The organism is Acidobacteriota bacterium, from assembly GCA_030697165.1.
GTDB lineage: Bacteria > Acidobacteriota > Vicinamibacteria > Vicinamibacterales > UBA2999 > 12-FULL-67-14b.
This window is the reverse complement of the sequence record JAUYQQ010000010.1, coordinates 168,763-191,735: the sequence shown is the minus strand read 5'-3', so window position 1 is coordinate 191,735 and position 22,973 is coordinate 168,763. Positions and strand designations below refer to the sequence as shown.

The 22,973-nt window shown below is 67.3% G+C and carries 4 protein-coding genes; 3 read left to right on the top strand and 1 reads right to left on the bottom strand.

Annotated elements, in window-relative coordinates; all coding sequences use genetic code 11:
* The first annotated feature begins 1 nt into the window (after position 1).
* Genes Q8T13_11000 through Q8T13_10990 form a run of 3 tightly spaced genes read left to right on the top strand, consistent with a single transcriptional unit; the run spans position 2 to position 22,067 of the window.
* On the top strand, positions 2 to 12,313 hold the full coding sequence (locus Q8T13_11000) for an amino acid adenylation domain-containing protein (protein ID MDP3718281.1): 12,312 nt from the start codon (positions 2 to 4) through the stop codon (positions 12,311 to 12,313).
* Entirely contained in the window at positions 12,310 to 21,018 is an 8,709-nt protein-coding gene (locus tag Q8T13_10995) for an amino acid adenylation domain-containing protein (protein MDP3718280.1), read from the top strand. Before Q8T13_11000 ends, Q8T13_10995 begins: the two co-directional genes overlap by 4 nt.
* Before the next feature lie 20 nt (positions 21,019 to 21,038).
* Positions 21,039 to 22,067 (top strand): aspartyl/asparaginyl beta-hydroxylase domain-containing protein, encoded by a 1,029-nt coding sequence (locus Q8T13_10990; GenBank protein MDP3718279.1) that lies wholly within the window; start codon positions 21,039 to 21,041, stop codon positions 22,065 to 22,067.
* On the opposite strand, the gene Q8T13_10985 is transcribed toward Q8T13_10990, so the two are convergent.
* On the bottom strand, positions 22,061 to 22,972 hold the full coding sequence (locus Q8T13_10985; GenBank protein MDP3718278.1) for a phosphotransferase: 912 nt from the start codon (positions 22,970 to 22,972) through the stop codon (positions 22,061 to 22,063). The two genes, Q8T13_10990 and Q8T13_10985, sit on opposite strands and share 7 nt — an antisense overlap.
* Position 22,973: the final 1 nt, after the last annotated feature.

Here is a 22,973-nt window from a genome sequence, read left to right as displayed (position 1 = left end):
CATGACTGACCTGCCCACCCGGTTGGGTTCGCTGTCGCCGGCCAAGCGGGCCCTGCTGCAGAAGCTTCTCGGCGCGACGGCACCGGTCGCGGAGGAACAGATTCCGCGCCGGCCGGCGGATGCTCCGCCGGCGCTATCGTTCGCCCAGCAACGGTTGTGGTTCCTGAACCAACTGGAAGGACCGAACGCGACCTACAACATGCCGAGCGCGTTCCGGTTGCGGGGCGACCTGGAGCTCGACTCTCTGGAATGGGCGCTCACCGAAATCGTGCGCCGCCATGAATCGTTGCGGACCACCTTCACCCAGGCCGCCGGCAGGCCAGTGGCGGTGGTTCACGACGACACCGCGGGTTACCTGTCGTTCGTCGACTTGTCATTCGTGGATGCGGCTGGGCGCGAAGCCGAGATTGCTCGCCGGGCGCAGTTGCACGCGCAGCGGCCCTTCGACCTCGGCCGAGACCGCCTGTTGCGAATCGAGATCCTCCGCTGCGACCAGCGCGACCACGTGATGCTGATCAACATGCATCACATCGTCTCCGACGGCTGGTCGCTCGGCGTGATCGTGAAGGAGATGCTCGCGCTCTACACGGCGCGGGCGGGTGGGGTCGCCGGCGCGCTGGCTGACCTGCCGATTCAGTACGCCGACTTCGCGCACTGGCAACAGCTACGGGCCTCCGGCGCGTCGCTCGACCCCCAGGTGGACTACTGGCGCCAACGCCTCGCCGACGTGCCGGCGCTGCTGGCGCTGCCGACCGACCGGCCGAGACCGGCCGTGCAGACCTTCCGCGGTACTACGCGCCATTTCACGATCGATGGCAGTCGCCTGCACGCGGCGAAAGCACTGGGCCGCAGTTGTGACGCGACCCTGTTCATGGTGTTGTCGGCCGCGTTCGCCACGGTGTTGTGGCGCTACAGCCAGCAGGATTCATTCGTCGTCGGCACGCCGGTCGCCAACCGCGGCCGGAAAGAGCTGGAGCCGTTGATCGGCTTCTTCGTCAACACCCTGGCGCTCAGAATGGAGTTTGCCGGCGACCCGTCGGTGCGGGAATTGATTGAGCGCGTCAAGGTCGAGGCGATCGGCGCGTTTCGCCATCAGGACGTGCCGTTCGAACGGCTGGTGGAGGTGCTTCAGCCGACGCGGCACCTCGGGTTCTCGCCGATCTTCCAGGTCATGTTCATCCTGCAGAACGCGCCGTTGGACGAGGTGCGGCTGCCGGGGGTGACGCTCGAGGAGATTGAAGTCGACGCCGGCACGTCGATGTTCGACATGACGTTCAAGCTGCGCGAGCGGGCCGGCGTCCTCGAAGGGGAGCTCGAATACAACACCGACCTCTTCGACGCCGACACTATCGACGGCGTCGTCGCCCACTATCAAACGGTCCTCGACGGCATGGTCGCCAACCCGGGCAGCGCGGTGTCGCGGCTGCCCATCCTGTCGGACCGCGAACGCGATCTGCTGGTGGTGCGTTGGAACGACACGCGGCAAGAAGGACCGGGGACAGACACCATCGTCCAGTTGTTCGAGGCACAGGCCGCGCGCGACCCGGCACGAATCGCGTTGTCGTGCGAACAGGAGCAGCTGACCTACGAGACGCTGAACACACGCGCGAACCACCTGGCGGCGTACTTGAGGTCGATCGGCATCGGTCCGGAGCGGCTCGTTGGGCTGTGCCTGCCGCGATCCGCCGACACGGTGGTTGGCCTGCTGGGCATTCTCAAAGCGGGCGGCGCCTATGTGCCAATGGATCCCGCGTTCCCGGCCGAGCGGCTGGCCTTGATGGCCGAGAACGCCGGCCTGTCCGTGATCGTCACGACGACGGCGACGGCGGACGTGCTGCCTGAGAGCGCGGCGGTCCGCGTTTGCCTGGATGCCGATTGGGATCGGATCGCCGGAGCGCCGGTGCCGGCTGAGCGCGCCATCGCGCGGCCGGATCATCTCGCGTATGTGATCTACACCTCGGGCTCGACCGGTACCCCGAAGGGTGTCCAGATCACGCACGGTGCGCTCGCGAACTTCCTGACCTCGATGCTGCGCGCACCCGGCCTGCAGCGCACCGATGTGCTGTTGGCCGTGACCACGATCTCCTTCGATATCGCGGCGCTCGAGCTGTTCCTGCCGTTGCTCGCTGGCGCCCGCGTCGAGGTGATCTCGCAAGAGACAGCGGCCGATGGATTCAGCCTGCTTGGGGCGCTGCAACGCTCGGGTGCCACCGTCATGCAGGCCACCCCGGCCACGTGGCAGATGCTGCTTGCCACCAACTGGAACGGGGCGCCGCTGACGCGCGGATTCTGCGGCGGCGAAGCCCTGTCTCACGAACTGGCGCTGCAACTGCGCGACAAGGGCCTGGAACTGTGGAACCTCTACGGCCCGACCGAGACCACGGTCTGGTCCACCGCGTCGAAGGTCGAGGCCCTGGATGCGCTGGACCGCACCCGTGACGCGAAGGTGTCGATCGGACGTCCGATCGCGAATACGCAGGCCTACATCCTGGACCGGGGACTGCAACCGGTGCCGGTCGGTGTCGCCGGCGCGTTTTATCTCGCGGGCGATGGCCTGGCGCGCGGCTACAACCGCCGCCCCGACCTGACGGCCGAGGTGTTCGTGCCGAATCCGTTCGCGGCCAACGGCGAGCGGATGTACAAGACCGGCGACCTCTGCCGCTATCGCGCGGATGGCACCATCGAGTTCATTGGCCGCATCGACAACCAGATCAAGCTCCGCGGCTTCCGCATCGAATTGGGCGAGATCGAAGCCGTGATCGACGAGCATCCGTCGGTCACGAGCTCCGTTGTCATGTACCGGGAAGACCAGCCGGGTCGGCCGCAACTGGTCGCGTATCTGCACCGGGAACCGGCGAGCGACAGCCGTCAGGACGCGACCGACCCGGTGTCGACCGGACAGGTGGAACGATGGCGTTCGGCCTGGAACGCGGTCTACCAGGATGGCGGAGAGAACCGGGACGAGCGGTTCGACCCGACCGGCTGGATCAGCAGCTACACCGGGCAACCGCTGCCGGCCAGCGACATGCAGCCGTGGTTGGACGAAACGGTGACGCGCATTCTCTCGCTCGCGCCCCGTCGTGTGCTGGAGATCGGGTGTGGCACCGGTATGCTGCTGCATCGCATAGCCCCGCACGTGGCGTCGTACCTCGGCTCCGACATCTCCGAGCTGGTCATTGCACGGTTGCGGGAGGCGGTAGCCCGGCAGGGCCTCCGGAACGTGGCACTCAGTTGTCGCGAGGCCACCGCGCGAGACGAAGACGACCGTGAAGCCTTCGACACCGTCATCCTCAACTCGGTCATTCAATACTTTCCGACGGTCGACTACCTCGTCGACGTCCTGAAGGTGGCAATCGACGCGCTGGCGGACGGGGGGACGATTTTCGTCGGTGACGTTCGCTCGCTGCCGCTCGAACCGTTGTTTCTGGCATCGGTTGAGTTCCACCGCGCGTCGGACGACTGCTCGCGCGATGAGCTGAGCCGGCGCGTCGCCGTGGCCACCCGCCGCGAAGAGGAGTTGCTGATCAGTCCGGAGTTCTTCAGCGCGCTGGCCTCGCAACTGCCGCGCCTGAGCCAGGCCGCCATCCAGGTCAAGCGCCACCGCGCGGCCACCGAGATGAGCAAGTTTCGCTACGACGTGGTCCTGACCGTGGGCCCGCGCGTTGACACGCGTTGCCCCCCGGTCGTTCGCACGAATGCCGAGGCCGCCGGCCTCGACCCGGAAGGCCTGCGCCGGCTGCTGGCATCGCCTGCGGCGCCGGGCACGATACTCGTCGAGCACCTCGCGAACCAGCGTCTGGCCGCGGAACTTGCGCTGCTCGAGTGGCTGTCTGACCCGTCGGCGACCGGTTCGGTCGGCGAATTGCGATCGCGGCTCGCCTCGGCCAGGTCCCGCGACATCGACCCGATGGAGGCGTGGCAGCTTGGGGAAGCCGCCGGGTATGACGTGTCCATCCGCTGGTCGGCCGCCGCGTCGGACGGCCGCCTCGAGGTCCTGTTTCACCGTGGCACCGATGGGGACACCGCGGCGCGGGTCCATTCCCTGCTGGCGAGCGGCGAGGCGGCCGCGCGGCCGTGGCGCGAGTACGCCAACGACCCGGCGCGCAGTGCCGGCGATCGGCAAGTGGTCTCTGAGGTTCGCAAGAGGCTGGCCGCGCGCTTGCCGGCCTACATGATGCCGTCGAGCTTCATGTGCCTGGAGAGCTTCCCACTGACGCCGAACGGCAAGGTCAATCGGGCCGCGCTGCCGGCGCCGGAGACGCTCGTGGCCGAGGAACGGTATGTCGCGCCGCGAACCGACCTCGAGCGCCAATTGGCCGACATCTGGACCGAGGTCCTCGACGTCCCGCGGGTCGGCATGACCGACAACTTCTTCGCGCTCGGAGGCCATTCGCTGCTGGCCATGCAGCTGATCTCGCGGATCCGCGAGCGCTGCGCCATCGAGCTGCCGATTCACGCCCTGTTCGAGGCTCCGCAGCTTGGCGAACTGGCCGCGCGGGTGGCGGCCGGCGCCACCGACCGCCGGCCGCTGCTGCGGCCGATCGTGCCGATCGACCGCACCACGCCGGCCCTGCCGCTGTCGTTCGCCCAGAGGCGATTGTGGTTCCTGGACCGGCTCCAGGGGCGCGATACCACCTACAACCTGTTTGGTGCGGTGCAGCTGGCCGGTGAGTTGAACGTCGCGAGTCTGGAAGCGGCGTTCCGCCAGGTAATCCGCCGCCACGAGGTCCTGCGAACCACGTTCGTGGAACGCGACGGAAACCCGGTGGCCGTGGTCTCAACGGCCGACGACTTCCCGATCGCCGTCGTCGATCTCGAAGCGCTCGACCCCGATAGTCAGGCGCTGGAGATCGAAAACTGGATGACGGCGGAGGTCGGCCGTCCCTTCGACCTGGCTCGGGACCGCTTGCTTCGTGCGACGCTGATACGCCGGGACCGCCACACCCACGTCCTGCTGATGTCGATCCACCACATCGTCTCTGACGAGTGGTCGATGGGTGTGTTGATCCACGAATTGTCTGCGATCTACGCGGGCCATGAGGGTGGCCAGGCGGCGCCGTTGCCCGCGCTCACGATCCAGTACCTCGATTACGCAGCCTGGCAGCGAACCTGGCTCGCCGATGCGGCAATCGACAGCCAGCGGGAGTTCTGGCGCGGCGCACTGGCGGGAGCGCCGGCGTTGCTCGAACTGCCCACCGATCGGCCTCGCCCGGCGTTGCAACGACATCGCGGCCGCGTGCGGCCGTTCCACATCGAACGAGCCCTCTCCGACCGGCTCGAGGCCCTCAGCCGCCAGTCGGGGGCCACGTTGTTCATGACGCTGCTGGCCGGTTACTCGGTATTCCTGCATCGCTACAGCGGGGCGACCGACGTCGTGATCGGTTCGCCGGTGGCCAACCGGGTGCGACCCGAACTCGAGTCGTTGATCGGCTTCTTCGTCAACACGCTGCCGCTTCGCATCGACCTGTCGGGCGATCCGTCCGTGCGCGAGTTGCTTGCGCGGGTGCGCCAGACCGCGGTTGCCGCCTATGCCCATCAGGATGTGCCATTCGACCAGCTGGTCGAGGCCCTGCGGCCCGAGCGGCACCTGGGCCACGCGCCGATCTTCCAGGTCATGTTCGTCCTGCAGAATGCGCCGGCTCCGGACCTGACGCAGACGGCGCTCGCCATTTCGCCGATCCCGGCGCGCGCGGTGGCCGCGAAGTTCGACTTCACGATGTCGGTCGAACCGACCGCCGATGGCCTGGCGGGGCTGATCGAGTACGACACCGACCTCTTCGACGATTCGACGATCGACCGCATGACGGGACACTTCCGCAACGTGCTGGCGTCGATGGTCGACCAGCCGGACAAACGCGTGCAACAACTCCGCATGCTCGGCGACGACGAGCGTCGTCTTGTGCTGGCCGCTGTCAACACCGCCACAGCGCCGGCCGCGGCCCAGCCGACCGTGACGCGCCACTTCGAGGCACACGTGCGACGGACCCCAGGCGCGCCGGCGTTGCAGGTGGGCGAGACCACCATCTCCTACGCCGCACTCAACGTCCGCGCCAACCAGCTGGCTGCCGAGCTGGGATCACGTGGGGTAGGGCCGGAAGTCGCCGTCGGCATCTACTTGAACCGCAGCGTCGATGCGGTGGCGGCCTTGCTCGCGGTCCTCAAGGCCGGCGGCTGCTATGTGCCATTGGAGGTGTCGGCGCCGCCGGCGCGGCTGCTGCACATGATCGGCGAAACGCGCATGCCGGTCATCGTCACCAACCGATCGCTTGGGCCTGAACTGCCGGCGACGACGGCGCAGACGCTGTTCGTCGATGAGCTTCGGGAACGCGCCGACGCGCTGGCGGACCCCACCCCGGCGATTGGTCACGACCACGCCGCCTACATCATCTACACGTCCGGGTCGACGGGCCGCCCCAAGGGTGTCGCCGTCACTCACGACAATCTGGCCCGGGCAGTCAGCGCCAGGGCCGGATACTACGCCGACCCGATGGCGCGCTTGTGTTCAACGCTGTCGTTCTCATTTGATGCGGGCAATGGTGCGGTGTGGTGGGCGCTCTGCCAGGGTGCCTGCCTGGTCCTCGGCGGGGACGATGCCGCACTGCATCCACAGGAGGTTGTGCGTCAGCTGGCGGACGGCCGTTGCTCCCACTTGATCACGACCCCGGCGATCTACGGAGCGATCCTGGATGCGGCGGACCGCGATCGTCTGGCCGGTTTGCGCACCGTGGTGGTGGGTGGTGACACGCTGGCCCGGCCGCTGGTGGCACGTCATGCCGAGATGGCGCCGCAGGCAGCATTGCACAACGAGTACGGACCGACCGAAGCGACCTGGTGGAGTTCGGTGTCGCGCGTTGATTGCGATACCGCCGAGGCACCGACGATTGGCACGGCCGTCCCCGGCTGCCGGCTATACGTGCTCGATCGCGCTCTTGAGCCGGTGCCGCCGGGCGTGACCGGCGAGCTCTATATTGGCGGCGGCCAGGTCGCGCGCGGATATCTCGGGCGCCCGGACGCGACGGCGGAGAAGTTCGTTCCGGACCCGTTCGCGGCGGAACCAGGCCGGCGGCTGTATCGGACCGGCGACCTCGTCACACGGCGCGCCGACGGCGATCTGCTGTTCATCGGTCGCCAGGACCATCAGGTCAAGATCCGCGGCTTCCGCATCGAGTTGGGTGACATCGAGGCCGCGCTCGACCAGCACGCCGGCATTCGGGCCTCGGCGGTCGTCGTTCATCTGGACGCGGCGACCGGCGCCAAGCGCCTGGCCGCGTACTGCGTTGGTGACGGCGCGCCGGCGCCCTCTGGTGTCGAGTTGCAAGCGCACCTCAAGACCAGGCTGCCCGCCTACATGGTGCCGGCGGCCTTCATCTTCCTCGACGAGCTGCCGCTCACGGTCAACGGAAAAGTCGATCGCCGCGCGCTGGCGGCCGCGGGCATTCAAGAGGTCGCCGGCAGCTTCACGGCGCCGCGTACGCCGACCGAGCACCTGTTGGCCGGGATCTGGCGCGAGGTGCTGGGCGTTGCCGCCGTCGGCGTCCACGACAACTTCTTTGAACTGGGCGGCGACTCGATCCTCAGCATTCAGATCATCAGCCGGGCCAACCGCGCCGGGTTGGGGCTCACCGTCAAGCAGCTGTTCGAGCAACAGACGATCGCGGAACTGGCGCGGGTCGCGCCCGACCGGCGGACGGCCCCGGCGGAACAAGGTCTCGTGACCGGGCCCGTGCCCTTGACGCCGATTCAGCGGTGGTTCTTCGACGGTTCGCCGTCCGACCCGCACCACTGCAACCAGGCCGTCTTGCTCATGACCGAGTCGCGCCTGGATCCCGGGCTGGTCGAGCAATCACTGCATCACCTGATGCTGCATCACGATGGCCTGCGAACGCGCATTGACCTCGACGGCGGGCTACCGACCGCCCGCATCGACGGAGGTGGCGTCGCGGTGCCGTTCACCGTGTGCGACCTGTCCGGCGTCGCGGCACCGGAGGCGAGCCTGGTGCTGACTGCCGACGCCGACCGGCAGCAGCGCAGCCTCCATTTGAGCGCCGGTCCGTTGATCCGAAGCGTGCTCTACCGGATGGCCTCGGGCGAGCCCGATCGCCTGCTGCTGGTGATCCATCACCTGGTCGTAGACGGTGTGTCGTGGCGGATCCTGATCGAGGATTTCGCACTCGTCTACGGGCAGTTGCGCTGCGGCGACACCGTGCGGTTGCCGGAGAAGACCACTTCGTTCCGGCGCTGGGCCGAGCGACTGCATGAGTATGCCGCGACCGCGGAGGTGTCTGCCGAAGCCAGCTGGTGGCGCGACGTGATCGACACTCCCATCACGCCGCTGCCGCGCGATTACGGACGCGACCTCTCCGACAACACCTGCGCCTCCGCCGACGAGGTGGTCGTCCAGTTGCCGGCGGCGATGACGCAGGCACTGCTGACCCGTGTTCCCGGCGCCTACCGCACGCAGATTAACGACGTGCTGCTGACCGCGCTGACCCGCAGCATGGCGAACTGGACCGGCGGCGACGACCTCCGAATCATGCTCGAAGGGCACGGCCGCGAGGAACTGTTCGACGATGTCGATGTCTCGCGGACGGTCGGGGTGTTCACGTCGTTCTTCCCGGTGGTGCTGTCGCGCGCGTCCGGCGAGGGCCCCGGCGACACGCTCAAGCGGGTCAAGGAGCGCTTGCGCGCGGTGCCGCTGCGCGGCATGCGCTTCGGGCTGCTCAAGTACCTGCAACCGGCCGACGGGATCGCCGGCTGCGAGTCTGTCGCTGAAGTGGTCTTCAACTACCTGGGCCGTTTCGACAGCCAGGGCCGCAATGACGTCTTTACCGGGCTCGCGCCAGAATCGACGGGCGCCAACCAGAGCGAAGCCGGCCAGCGTCGCTACCCGCTCGAGATCAACAGCGTCCTGAACGATTCGACGTTGGAGTTGAGCTGGAGCTTCAGCACCCATCTGCATCGCCGGGAGACCATCGCCGCGCTCGCTGCCGACTTCATTCGCGAGCTCGAACAACTGATCGACCACTGCGCCGATTCACGGCACGGCGGATACACCGCCTCCGACTTCGCGCTCTGCCGGCTGGCCGACGACACACTCGAGACGCTGTTCGCGCGCTGGGGACGCGGCGTCGAGGACGCCTATCCACTCGCACCAATGCAGCTCGGCATGCTGTTCCACGCCCAGTTCGAGCAGCACACGGGTGTAGATGTCATCCAGTTGTCGTGCCGCCTCGAGGGCGACCTGCGCCCGGATCTGTTTCAAGGCTCGTGGCAACTGGTCCTCGATCGTCACCCGGCGTTGCGCACGGCGTTTATCGCCATCGACGGCGACGATCCCCTGCAAGTCGTGCTCGAGGGGGCCGAGTTGCCCTGGCAGGTGTCCGACTGGCGTGGGGTGTCCGAGTCGCAGCGCGCTGATCGACTCGCCGAGCTGCTGGAGGCCGACCGGCTGCGGGGATTTGCGATTGATCAGCCGCCACTGATGCGGTGCGCGCTGATTCGCATCGAGGCGACGGGCTGGCAGTTCGTCTGGACCCATCACCACCTGTTAACCGACGGCTGGTGCCTGCCAATCCTGCTCACCGAAGCGCTCGCGATCTATCAAGGCCTGCTCTCCGGGCGGGCGATTGCTCCCCATGCCGGACGGCCCTTCCGCGATTACCTGCACTGGTTGTCACAGCAGGACCACGTTGCGGCCGAGTCGTTCTGGCGCGCGAACCTCGCTGGTTTCACGGCGCCGACGCGCCTCGGCATCGACCGCGTCGGTGCGGCCGCCGGCGAGTCGCGCCGTTTCCCCACCGCCGCGCTGACGCTGTCGGCCGAGACGACGCGCGCGCTGCACCAGCTGGCGCAACAACGCCGCGTCACGCTGAGCGTGCTGATCCAGGCGGCGTGGGCGGTGTTGCTCGGCCGCTACGCCGGCGCCGCCGACATCGTGTTTGGCGCGGTCGTGTCCGGCCGGCCGCCCGACATCGCCAATATCGATTCGATGATTGGCCTGTTCATCAACACGCTGCCGGTCCGCGTCACGCTGGCCGACAGCGAGCCGGTCGTGGCGCTTCTCGCCAGGCTCCAGGACGAGCAGGTCGCCCGCGACGCGTTTGCGTATGCGCCGCTGGCCGACATTCAACGCTGGAGCCAGGTGCCGGCGCCCGACCCGCTGTTCGAGAGCGCGGTGGTGTTCGAGAACTACCCGATGGACGAAGCGCTGGGTCAGGCCGGTGGTCCCTTCACCGTGCGCGACTTCGAACTGCGCGAGCAGACCAACTTGCCGATCACGCTGATGGTCGCTCCCGCGGAGTGCCTGCCGCTGCGAATTGCCTACGACGAATCGCGTTTTGATCGGCCGTCGATCGACGGCATGCTGTCGCATCTGGGCCGCCTGCTCGAAAGGCTCGTCGCTGATCCGCGCGTCAGCGTCGCCGACTGGGAGATGATGGCGGCGGCCGAGCGGCATCGACTTGTGCACGAGTGGAACAACACGCAGACGCGGCCCGCCGGTCGCGCTCACACGCTGGCCGCACTGTTCGAAACGCAGGTCCGGACGACGCCCGCCAGCGTCGCCGCGATCTTCGGCGACACCACCCTGACCTACGAACAGTTGAACCACCGTGCCAACCAGCTGGCCCGCCGGTTGCGCGCGGCCGGCGTTGCTGACGGCAGCACGGTGGGACTGTTTATGGAGCGTTCGCTCGACATGTTGATCGGCCTGTTGGCCGTCACCAAGGCCGGGGCTGCATATGTTCCGATGGACCCGATGTTTCCGTCGGAACGACTTCGTCACATGCTGAGCGACGCCCAGGTAGCGCTCGTGCTGACAGAGCGGGCGCTGGTCGAGTCGGTCCCGAAATCCGGTGCGCGCGTGCTCTGCATCGACGATGAGGGCGGCCACGCCGGGTTGGGCGGCGACAACCTGGAACGGCCGGCGCACCCGACCAGTCCCGCCTACGTGATCTACACGTCCGGTTCCACCGGCACACCGAAAGGCGTGGCGGTCTCGGGGGCGGCGCTCGTGAACCTGCTGCTCTCCATGCAGGAACGGCCCGGGCTGTCCGAACACGATGTCATGCTGGCGGTCACGACCATCTCCTTCGACATCGCGGCACTGGAACTGTTCCTGCCGCTGGTGACCGGCGCCACGGTCGTGATCGCGTCGCGGGACATGGCGCGTGACGGCGCGGCCCTGCTCGGCGAGATGCAACGGACCGGTGCGACCATCATGCAGGCGACGCCGGTGACCTGGCGCCTGCTGCTCGAGGCCCAGTGGCCGGGCGCCCCGCTGACCCGGGCCCTCTGTGGCGGCGAAGCGCTGCCGCGTGATTTGGCCGCGCAGTTGTTGGCGACCGGTGTCGAACTGTGGAATGTCTACGGTCCAACCGAGACGACGATCTGGTCGACCGTGCACCAGGTGTCGAACGAGGCGCCGTTCGAAGCCACCGAGCCGATTGGCAAACCGATTGCGAACACGCAGACATATGTCGTCGACCGACGGATGAACCCGGTGCCGATCGGCGTGGGCGGCGAGCTGTTAATCGGGGGAGACGGGGTCGCCAACGGCTATGTCGGCCGCGGCGACCTGACGGCAGAACGGTTCGTGCCGGACCCGTTCGGCGCCACGCCCGGCGGCCGGCTCTACCGCACCGGCGACCTCGTCCGCTTCCGAGCCGACGGCTCCCTGGTGTTTCTGGGACGCCTCGACTCGCAGGTCAAGGTCCGTGGCTTCCGGATCGAGTTAGGCGAAGTCGAGGCCGCGCTCAGCCGCCATCCCGACGTGGCGCAAGCCGTGGTCATCGCGCGGACCGCCAGCCATGGCGAGAACGAACTGATCGGCTACCTTGTCACCGTCGGCGGCGTCGAGATCGATGACCAGGCGTTACGCACGTGGTTGGGCCAGTCGCTGCCGGCGTACATGATTCCGACGCACGTGACGGTCATGTCCGCGTTTCCGCTGACACCCAACGGCAAAGTTGCGCGTCGCCAGTTGCCGCTGCCCGACCCGAGACCGCAGCACCAACACGTGCCCCCGGTTACGGCCACCGAGGAACGGATGGCCCGCATCTGGTCGGAGGTCTTCCAGTTGCCCGAAGTTGGCATCGACGACAGCTTCTTCGAGCTGGGCGGCCATTCGCTGCTGGCCGCGAAGGTCGTGGGCCGCATTCGCGCCGCGCTCAACGTATCCGTGCCGCTGCCATTGCTGTTTCGACAGCCCACCATTCGCCAGGTCTCGGCCTTTGTCGATAATACGGTGTGGGCGGCGAGCCAGGGTGGGCCCGACGCGGCCGCCGGCCACGACGTCGAGGAAGTCGCGCTGTGAGAGTGATCGACCAACTGCTGGCGGAGCTGCGAGCCCTGCGCGTGGAGATTCGCGTCGACGGCGACCAGCTGCGGCTCCGTGCGCCGAAAGGCACCCTGACACCAGGGTTGACGGCCGAAGTGCAGGAACGAAAGGCCGAGATTCTCGATTACCTCCGCCGCGCGGCTGAGAACACGGCGTCGCCGGATCACCAGCCCATCCCGCCGTCGCCCGCGGATGAGCCCCTCCGCCTGTCCTTTTCACAGCAGCGGTTGTGGTTTCTCGATCAGCTCGAAGGCCGCTCGCCGGCGTACAACATGCCGCTGTCCGCGCGACTCGAAGGCCCCCTGGACCAACCAGCCCTCCGGCGTGCCCTTGACGAGATCGTGCGCCGGCACGCGGTCCTCCGCAGCAACTATGTGGCGACGGCCGAGGAACCACAGGTCGTGATTCGCGAGCACGCGCGGTGCCCGTTTGTCTTTCGCGATTCCCCGCCCGGCCCCGGCGCCGCCCGCCAGAGCCACGAACAGCGGCTGATGCGCGAAGAAGCCGAACGGTCCTTCGATCTCGAGAACGACGTCCTGATTCGGGCCAGCCTGCACCGAATCAGCGACACCAGCCACGTGTTGTTCGTGACGATGCACCACATCGTCTCTGACGGCTGGTCGCTCGGGGTCTTCAGCCGCGAGCTGTCAGCGCTGTACGAGGCGTATGTCGCCGGCCGCCCCTCGCCGCTCGCTGAGCTGCCGATTCAATACGCTGACTACGCACACTGGCAGCGCCAATGGCTGTCGGCGGGCGTATTGCAACGGCAGCTCGATTTCTGGCGCCACACGCTGCGTGGGGCGCCCGCGGTGATGAGCCTACCGCTTGATCACCCTCGTCCGGCGGTGCAGACGTACCGCGGCCGCGGCCATGCGTTCGTGATTGACGCCGAGCTCAGCCGACGGCTCCAGGCCTGCTGTCGCGAGGGTGACGCGACGCTGTTCATGGCGCTGCTCGCGGGTTTTGCAGCAGTGCTGTCCCGCTACAGCGGGCAGACCGACCTGTCGGTGGGCACAGCCGTGGCCAACCGGCGGCCCGAAACGGAGTCGCTGATTGGCCTGTTCGTCAACACGCTGGTGCTGCGAGTCGACTTGTCTTGCGAGCCGAGTGTCCGCGAGATGATCGGTCGGGTCAAAAACACCTGCCTGGCGGCCTACGACCACCAGGATGTGCCGTTCGAGCAGGTGGTCGACGCGCTCAAGCCGGCGCGCGACCTGAGTCACGCCCCGCTGTTCCAGGTGTCGTTTGACATGCAGGACGATGCCGCCGACGGCGTGCGGATGCACGGCCTCACCCTGATGCCCATGGACCAGGAGGCCGTGTCGTCGAAGTTCGATTTGAGCCTGTCGATCGGCCAATCGGGCGACACGCTCTCTTGCGTGCTGCTCTACAACGCCGATTTGTTCGACGCGGCGACAGTGGCGCGCCTCGCCACGCACTACGTGGAACTGTTGCGCGACCTGGCTGCCAGGCCCGACGCGCGGGTGTCGCGGTTGCGGCTGATGGACGACGCCGCCCGCCAGCGGGTGCTCGTACACTGGAACCCCGTACCCCGGGAATGGCCAGACGCGCGGACTCTTCCAGAGTTGGTTGACGAGCAAGCGGCCGCCGACCCGCAGAAAATTGCCGTCACAGCCGGCGATCAAAGTCTGACTTACGGCGAACTGGTGACGCGCGCCAATCGGCTGGCGCGCTACCTCCGCGGCTGCGGCGTCACGCCGGAATCGCGGGTGGCGCTGGTGCTCGACCGCTCCGTCGATCTGCTGGTCGGACTGCTCGGCATCATGAAGGCTGGCGGCGCCTACGTGCCGATCGACCCGTCGTATCCCAGGAGTCGCATCGCCAGCATGCTCGACGCCGCGGGACCGGTGGCGATCGTCACGCAGCAATCGCTGGCAGCCGACCTGCCGGCGGGCCGCGCACTGGTCGTTGCGATCGATGCCGCCGCGGCCGAGATCGATCGCCTGGCCGGCGAGCCGTTGGCCGACCAACCCGTGGCCGATGGCCTGGCCTATGTCATCTACACCTCGGGATCGACCGGGCAGCCGAAGGGCGTGCAGATCTCGCATCGAGCCCTCGTCAATTTCCTATGGTCGATGCGTGACGAGCCGGGACTGAGCGCGGCCGATACGGTGCTGGCGCTGACCACCATCTCGTTCGACATTGCGGCGCTCGAGCTGTACCTGCCGTTGATCGTCGGCGCCCGCGTCGTGATTGCTGACCGCGCCACGGCGGGTGATCCGCAGGCACTGGGCCGGGCAATTGAGGACCATGGCGCGACCTTCGTGCAGGCCACCCCGGCGACCTGGCGCATGTTGATGGACGCCGGCTGGCAACCGAAGACGCCGATTCGCATCGCCTGTGGCGGCGAGGCGCTGCCGGCCGAGCTCGCGCGTCGACTGCGCGGACAGGGTCACGAACTGTGGAACCTGTACGGTCCAACCGAGACGACCGTCTGGTCCGCCGTCCGGCGCGTTGGTGGCGCGCCGCCGACTGACGTCGAGGAGTTGCCGGGTGGCTTCGATCCGATCGGCCGGCCCATCGCCAACACGCAGCTTTATGTCCTGGATGAGCAGTTCTCGCCGCAGCCGATTGGTGTGCCCGGCGAGCTCTACATTGGTGGCGAGGGACTGGCGCGAGGCTACCTGAATCAGCCGGACCTGACGGCCGATCGCTACCGCCCCGATCCGTGGTCACGACAACGCGGCGCGCGGCTCTACCGCACGGGTGACCTTGTCAGGAGACTTTCCTCCGGCGACATCGAGTTCATTGGCCGGGTCGACAACCAGGTCAAGATCCGCGGGTTCCGCATCGAGCTGGGCGAGATTGAGGCGGCGTTGTCCCGGCACGAGGCCGTCGGGCAGGCGGTCGTCGTCGCGCGCCCCGACCATCTTGGCGACAAACAACTGGTGGCCTACATCGCGACGGCAGGTCCGGCGCGACCCGGGGCCGAGGAGTTGCGGGCGTTTCTCAAGGTCAGGCTGCCGGAGTTCATGATTCCCGCAACCGTGGTCTTTCTCGAGGCGCTGCCGCACACCGCCAACGGCAAGGTTGATCGTCAGGCGCTGCCCGCCGTCGAAGAGCGCCGACGTGAACTGCACGCGGTCTACCAGGCGCCGCGGACCAGTACCGAACAGGCGATTGCGGCGATCTGGAAGACCGCTCTCCACGTCGATCGCGTGGGCATCGACGACAACTTTTTCGACCTCGGTGGCCATTCGTTGTTGATGACCCGTGTGCACGCGCGGCTGCAAACGGCGGTCGCCGCGCGCCTGTCACTCGTCGAGCTGTTTCAGTATCCAACGGTGCGGACGTTGGCGGCCCGGATCGCCCCGGCCCCGGCCACGGTCGTGCCGCGCCCCACCAGGGCCGGGTCACCCGAGGGCACCGACATCGCCATCATCGGCCTGGCCGGCCGGTTCCCCGGGGCCGACGACCTGGCCGCATTCTGGCGAAACCTTCGCGACGGCCGTGAATCGATCACGTTCTTCACGGACGAGGAACTCCTCGCCGCCGGCGTCGAACCTGAACTGATTGCCGATCCGAACTACGTGCGCGCCAACGGCATCCTGTCTGACGTGACGCACTTCGACGCGTCCTTCTTCGGGATTTCTCCCGCCGAAGCCGAAGTGATGGATCCGCAGCACCGCATTTTTCTCGAGACCACCTGGCACGCGTTGGAGCATGCCGGCTACGGCGCCGGCGTCGGCGACGACAACGTGGGCGTCTTCGCGGCTTGCAGTCACGATCGTTACCTGATCTTCAACCTGCTGCCGCACCTCTACACGCAAAGTCCGCTGTCGATTTATCAGGTGCTGATCGGCAACGACCGTGACTACCTGGCGACGCGCGCCTCGTACCTGCTCAACCTGCGGGGTCCCAGCGTCAACGTCCAAAGCGCCTGTTCATCGTCACTGGTGGCCGTACACATGGCGTGCCGGAGCATTATCGCAGGCGAATCCGATATGGCGGTGGCCGGTGGCGTGGCGGTCAAGATTCCCCAGCGTTCCGGCTATCTCTATTCGGAAGGAATGATCGTCTCGCCCGACGGCCACTGCCGCCCTTTCGACGCGCGCGCCAATGGCACGACCTGGGGCAGCGGCGTCGGGATCGTGCTGTTGAAGCGCGCCGACCGGGCGGTCGCCGACGGCGACACCATCTACGCGCTCATCAAGGGGTCGGCGATCAACAACGACGGCTCGTTGAAGGTCGGCTTCACCGCGCCGGGTGTGGACGGGCAAGCGCGCGTGATCGCAGCGGCCCATGCCGCGGCCGGGGTCGATCCCGCGAGCATCACCGCGGTCGAGGCTCATGGCACCGGCACGCCGATGGGCGATCCGGCTGAAGTGGCCGCCTTGAACCGCGCGTTCGGCCCCCGCCGGGACGGCGCGCCGCACTGCGCGCTCGGTTCGGTCAAGGCCAACATCGGGCACCTCGATACCGCCGCCGGCATCGCCGGGCTGATCAAGACCACTTTGGCATTGCAGCATCGGCAGCTGCCGCCAAGCATCCATTTCGAGACGCCCAATCGCGACATCGCCTTCGCCGACAGCGCGTTCTTCGTCAACGACCGGCTGCGTGACTGGGAATCGGCCGACGGACCGCGGCGCGCCGGCGTCAGCTCGTTCGGGCTCGGCGGCACCAATGCGCATGTCATTCTCGAAGAGGCGCCCTCCGCGCCGGCCGCTTTGCCGTCGCGTGGCGCGCAGGCAATCGTCTTTTCGGCGCGCAGCGAAGTCGCACTCGGCGAGATGCAGGCCAACCTGGCCGCCTTCTTCGCGGCCCATCCGGAGACCGCGATTGCCGATGCGGCCTACACCCAGGCCGTGGGCCGGGCCCCGCTGCCTTATCGGGGCGCGTTCGCCTGCCGGAGCGGCGCCGATGCGGCGGCGGCCGTGGTCGATCCGCGCCGGGTTCATCGGGGCGTCGCCGCGGCCACCGAAGTCGTGTTTATGTTCCCCGGGCAGGGCACTCAGTACGCGGGCATGGGTAGTGAGCTGTATCGCGACGAGCCCGTGTATCGCGCCGCGATCGACCGCTGTGCGGAGTTGCTGACGCCGGACCTGGCGATCGACCTGCGCGAGGCCCTCTATCCCACGGCGGCGCAGAGCGGCGCGGCATCACTGCGGCTGGGCGAAACCTGGCTGACGCAGCCAGCGCTGTTCGCGACCGAGTACGCCCTGGCCCGATTGTGGATGTCGTGGGGCATCCAGCCGGTGGCGATGATCGGCCACAGCATCGGCGAGTATGTCGCCGCCTGCCTGGGTGGCGTGTTCGATCTGCCGGCCGCGTTGAAGCTGGTCGCCGCTCGCGGGCGCCTGATGTGGCAGCAACCCGAGGGTGCGATGCTGTCGGTGGCCGCCGCGCCGGCCCTGCTGGAGGGACGGCTGCCCGCGGGCGTGTCGATCGCAGCGATCAATGCGCCGCAATCGTGCGTCGTGTCCGGGCCGACGCCGGTCATCGACGCATATGCCGGCCAGCTCGCTGCGACGGGGTTGGCATGCCGCCGGCTGCGCACGTCGCACGCGTTCCATTCAGCGATGATGGACCCGGTCGCGACGTCATTTGCAGAAGTCCTGCGGCAGTTCACCTTCGCTCGACCGGCCATCCCATTCATCTCCAACGTGACTGGCGACTGGGCAGGAGACGAGGTCACCGGCCCGGCCTACTGGGTGAAGCACCTGCGGCAGGCGGTTCGCTTTGCCGACGGCATCAGTCACCTGGCCGGCGAGGGTCGCGTGTTGCTCGAAGTCGGGCCGGGCGCGGCCTTGACCAGGCTGGCTCGGCAGCAGGCGACGGGTGGGCGAGCACCCACGACCGTTACCTCCATGTCGGTTGCGCGTGAGGCGGCCGACCTCCAGGTAATGGGCGATGCCGATCAAGTCGCCGACGCCCTTGCTCAGCTGTGGGTGGCGGGCTGCGAGGTGGACTGGACCGCGTATTTTGCGCATGAGCGTCGGCGTCGGGTGGCCATGCCGCTCTACCCGTTCGCGCGCGAGCGGCACTGGGTGAATCCTCCCGACGCCGGCCCAGATCGCGTCGCCGACACCGCGGGCAGCCGCACCAAAAAGCTGCCGCTGGACCAATGGTTCTACCTGCCGACCTGGGTCCCGTCGCTGTCGCCCCCCACTGCCGGTCGGGGCGCGCTCGACCGTTCAGCCGAGCCATGGCTGATCTTCACCAACGGCGGCGAGCTCGGTCGTGGCCTGATTGCCCTCGTGGAACGCCAGGGTCAGCAGGTGCTGTCGCTGCCCGCCGAGGGCGTCACCGACTATGACGAGGTCGTCGCAACGATCGCGCGGCACGGAATCAAGAGGATTGTGCACCTGTGGAACGCCGAGCCCGCCGGCGATTCGGTGACGATGCGGCGGTGGGGGTACGACAGCTTGATCGGCCTGTCGCAGGCGCTGTCGCGACGCCCGGTCGAGGCGCCGCTCCAGATCATCGTCGTGTCTGACCGGTTGCATGATGTCTTCGGCCTTGGCGACGTCAGTCCCGACACGGCGCTGCTGATGGGGCCGGCGCTGGTCATTCCACAAGAGCATCCCGGCCTGACGCTGCGAACCATCGACCTGCGCACCCCGTCGCCAGCCGTCTTGCTGGCCGAGATCGCGAGCGGCACTAGCGACCCCCAGGTCGCGTATCGCGGTCGCACAAGGTTCGTCCCGGGTTTCAATCGCATCGACGTCACCGTGGATGCCGGCGCGCCAACCGCTTTGCGTGATCACGGCGTTTACCTGATTACCGGAGGCTTGGGGAACGTCGGGTTGCAACTCGCCGAGCAGCTGTTCGCCAGTGCCCACGCCCGGATCGCCTTGCTGGCCCGATCGCCGTTTCCTGACCCGGCTCAGTGGCCATCGTGGCTGGAGCAGCACAACCACGACGACGCCACGAGCGTCAGGATTCGCCGCCTCCAGGCCCTGCAACAGCGTGGCGCCGAGGTCCTGGTCGTGTCGGGCAACGTGTCAATCGAGTCGGAGATGCGCGCGGCCGTCGACAGCATCCGGCATCGCTTTGGCGCTCTGCATGGGGTGTTTCACGCCGCTGGTGCGCTCGCGGCCCCGTCGTTTACGTGCGCAGTCTCGGCATTGGACGAAGCGGCCTCGGCGACACAGTTCCTGGCCAAGGTCGATGGCCTGGGCGTGCTCGAACGCGTCGTGCAGGATCAGCCGCTCGACTTCTGCCTGCTGGTCTCTTCGCTCGCGGCCGAACTGGGCGGACTTGGTTTTGCGGCGTACAGCGCAGCCAATCGCTACATGGACGCCTTTGCCGCAACTCGTAACGGCCAGAATGGCACCGCCTGGATCTCGACCAATTGGGATGCGTGGTCGTTTGCCGATCGCGCCGGCGCCGCCGAGCTGTCGATGACCCCGCTGCAGGGTGCCGAGGCGTTTCGTCGCGTGCTGTCGCGGATGCCGCCGGGCCGCGTGCTGATTTCGACCAGTGACCTGTCGGCGCGATTCGATCAATGGGTCCGGCGCACCGGGTGGGACACGCCGCTCGAGGTCGCCCCGAAGGTTCGCCCCCGCCGGCCAGGGGCAGGCCACATCGTCGCTCCCACCAGCGCGTCCGAGCGCCTGCTCGTCGACCTCTGGACCGAGCTTTTTGGCTTTGCATCGATGAGCGTGGACGACGATTTCTTCGACCTGGGCGGCGATTCGCTCACCGGCGTTCGCCTGATGTCGATGATTAAGTCGGCGGTCGGCAAGACGCTCTCGTTGAATGTGCTGCTCAAGGACACCACGATCCGAAGCTTGGCGGCCGCCCTCGACGCCGCCGACGCCGGTCTGGCGGCATGGTCTCCGCTGGTGCCGATCGTGACGGCCGGCTCGCACGCGCCATTCTTCTGCGTCCCAGGCACCGGCGGCAGCGTCGTCTATTTGCGCGAGCTGGCGCGGGCACTGGGCGAGCACGGCCGTCCGTTCTATGGCTTCCAGGCTGCTGGCCTTGATGGGCGGACACCGCCGCTTGGCAGCGTCGAGGAATTGGCCGAAGCAAACATCGCCGCGTTGCTGGCGTTCCAGGCGACCGGGCCTTACTTCATCGGCGGTCACTCGTTCGGCAGCTGGGTAGCATTGGCGATGGCCCATCAGCTGAAGCGGCAGGGACACGACGTGGTGGTGGTGATCCTGGACGCCGCGGCGCCCGGCGATCGCGATCTGTCTGCCATGGCCGTACGCAGCGACACGCAGTGGCTGGTCGCCATCGCCACCATGCTGCGGCAGCTTTCTGGCACGACCGCGGATCTGAATCTCGACTTGCTCGAAGGCCTCGACTGGTCGGACAAGCTCGATCGCTTCGCGCAAGCCCTGATCGACGCCGGCGTCATTCCGCCGGATGCCGATCGCCGGGAGATCCGGGGCTTGGTCGGCGTCTACAAGGCGCAGGCGCAAATGCGCTACCGCCCCGAGTTGCCGCCCGTTCCTGTTGATCTGACCCTGGTGCGCGCCACCGAGACGCTGGCCGACTTCGTCGACGGCATCCCAGTGGCCATGAAGCACGACGACACGTGGGGCTGGCGCGATTTTGGCCGCGACGGCGTTGCCGTGGAAGTCGTCCCGGGCGACCACTTGACGATGCTGACGAAACCGCATTGCCACGTCGTCGCTCGATGCATCAACACCATTCTTTCTCGCTACGAGCAGTTGGCCGCGACGGCCGCGACCGGCAAGCATTCGTAAAACGCATTACCAGGAGACTTATGAACCGCAGCCAGGCAGACCTTCAGTCCCGCAAGATCGTGTGGGCGGCCATCACCCGCATCATGGACACCGGTGGTTTTCTCAAGTCGTTCGCCGGCAGCGGACCGGAGTTGGCTCGCTTCCGCCATTTCCTGGCGATGTTGCAAGGACACGAGCCCGATCCACGCGATGCCAACCCGCCCGGCCCGAACGACATCGATCCATGGGTCTTGCCGCCGTTTCCAGGCCTGCGCAATGTGCCGTGGCCCGATCCCGCTGACTACCCATGGGTCGCCGCGATGGAAAACGGATTTGAATCACTGCGCGCCGAAGCGCTCCGCCTTCGCGAATCGTTCATGTCCATGAGCTATGCCAGTTCGAACGACAAGCAGGAATCGAAATGGCGGCAGGGCTTCGTATCAGCGTTCGGCACCCAGATCCCGCGCCAGGCGTTCGCGGCCGGCACCGTCCCCGAGGCGGCCATCGCCCTGCTGGAGAGCCTTAACGCGGACGACTACGCCGGGTTCAGCCACTACCCGTTCGCCGACGCTTTCTATTCGTGGCTCGACCCGAAGTTCGTCGTCAGGGGCCACCATAGTGCAGACAACTTCCGTGTCCGCTGCCAGCTCGCGCTCGACATTCCCGACGACTGCTATCTCAAGGTCGCCGGCGAGGCGCGCACCTGGCAGGAGGGCAAGGCCCTGCTCCTCGACGATTCGTTCTGGCACGAGGCGGTGAACAACAGCGACCGTCACCGACTCGTCTTCCTGACCGATTTCTGGCACCCCGACCTGACGGTTCCCGAACGTCGCGCGCTGAAAGCGGCGTTTGGCCGCAAGGAGATTCGACTGCTGTTTATGACGATGCGCGAAGTGCCGCAAGCGATCGTCGATCAGTTCATGCCGGTGTTCGCGGCGGTGGACCGGGAGGACCCGGAGATCGCGGCACGGTGGACCGCAGAGCCCGACATCAGCCATATCCCCGAGCTACTGGCGCGGATCCGGCAACTGCATCACGACGAGGCGCAGCTGCTGAAACCGCCTCAATAGCCGACCATCGAGGCGAGCAACGCCGAGTGGTGTGGCCGTTGCGGGCTGGGGAAGACATAGACTGCCCGGAACAGCGAGAGCGCGAGGTGCCAGGTCAAGTCGCGGACGTCGCGTTGCATGGCCTGGCAGAAGATCGGCCGCAGCGCCTCGGATTGGTACAGCCAGGTGACGCGAAGCAGCGAGCCAAGCGCGTCATCGGTCAGGCACGCGAATTCCCAATCGACGATTCCCGTGATTCGGCCCTCGTCGGCCAGGCAGTTGCCCGGGTTCGGATCGCCGTGCGACATCACGAGCGGACGCGATGGCGGGCGATGCTCGCGGAGCCAGGACAACGAGTAATCGTGCAGCGGCTCGGCTCGGAAGCTGTGCGATTTCTCTGCGCACCACGCCAGGTCCTGATCGAGGGTTCGGTGAACGAGGTTTGCTGACAGCCAGGAACCCGGTGCGACGGCTATCGTCGACACGGTCGCGACGGCGCGGGCATACGCCGGCAGGATCTTCTCGTGCGAGGGCGTGTATTCGTGCGCCAGGGGCGTGCCGGGCAGGTATTCCATGACGAAACTGGGCACCCCCAACGCGTCGCTGAACCCAAACGCCGCCGGCGCGGGCAGCCCGAGATTGAGCGCCGGCAGTTCCTGAAGCACCCGGAATTCGCGCTCGAGATCGTAGAGTCCCCAGTCCCGCCGCCACTCCGGGATGCTGTCAGGCTCGCACCGCAGCACCCACCTGTGGTCGTGACCGTCGACGCGGACCGAGCACAGGTAGTTGCGATTCTCGGATCCGCCGACCAGCCGCCGTGGCGGTTCGTTCAGCTTCTCGATCCTGCCACCGATCGCGCGAGACAGGTACTCGAGCAGGCGCGGCGCGTTCTCGGCAGCCACCGGGTTGAGGAAGGTCGCGGCCACG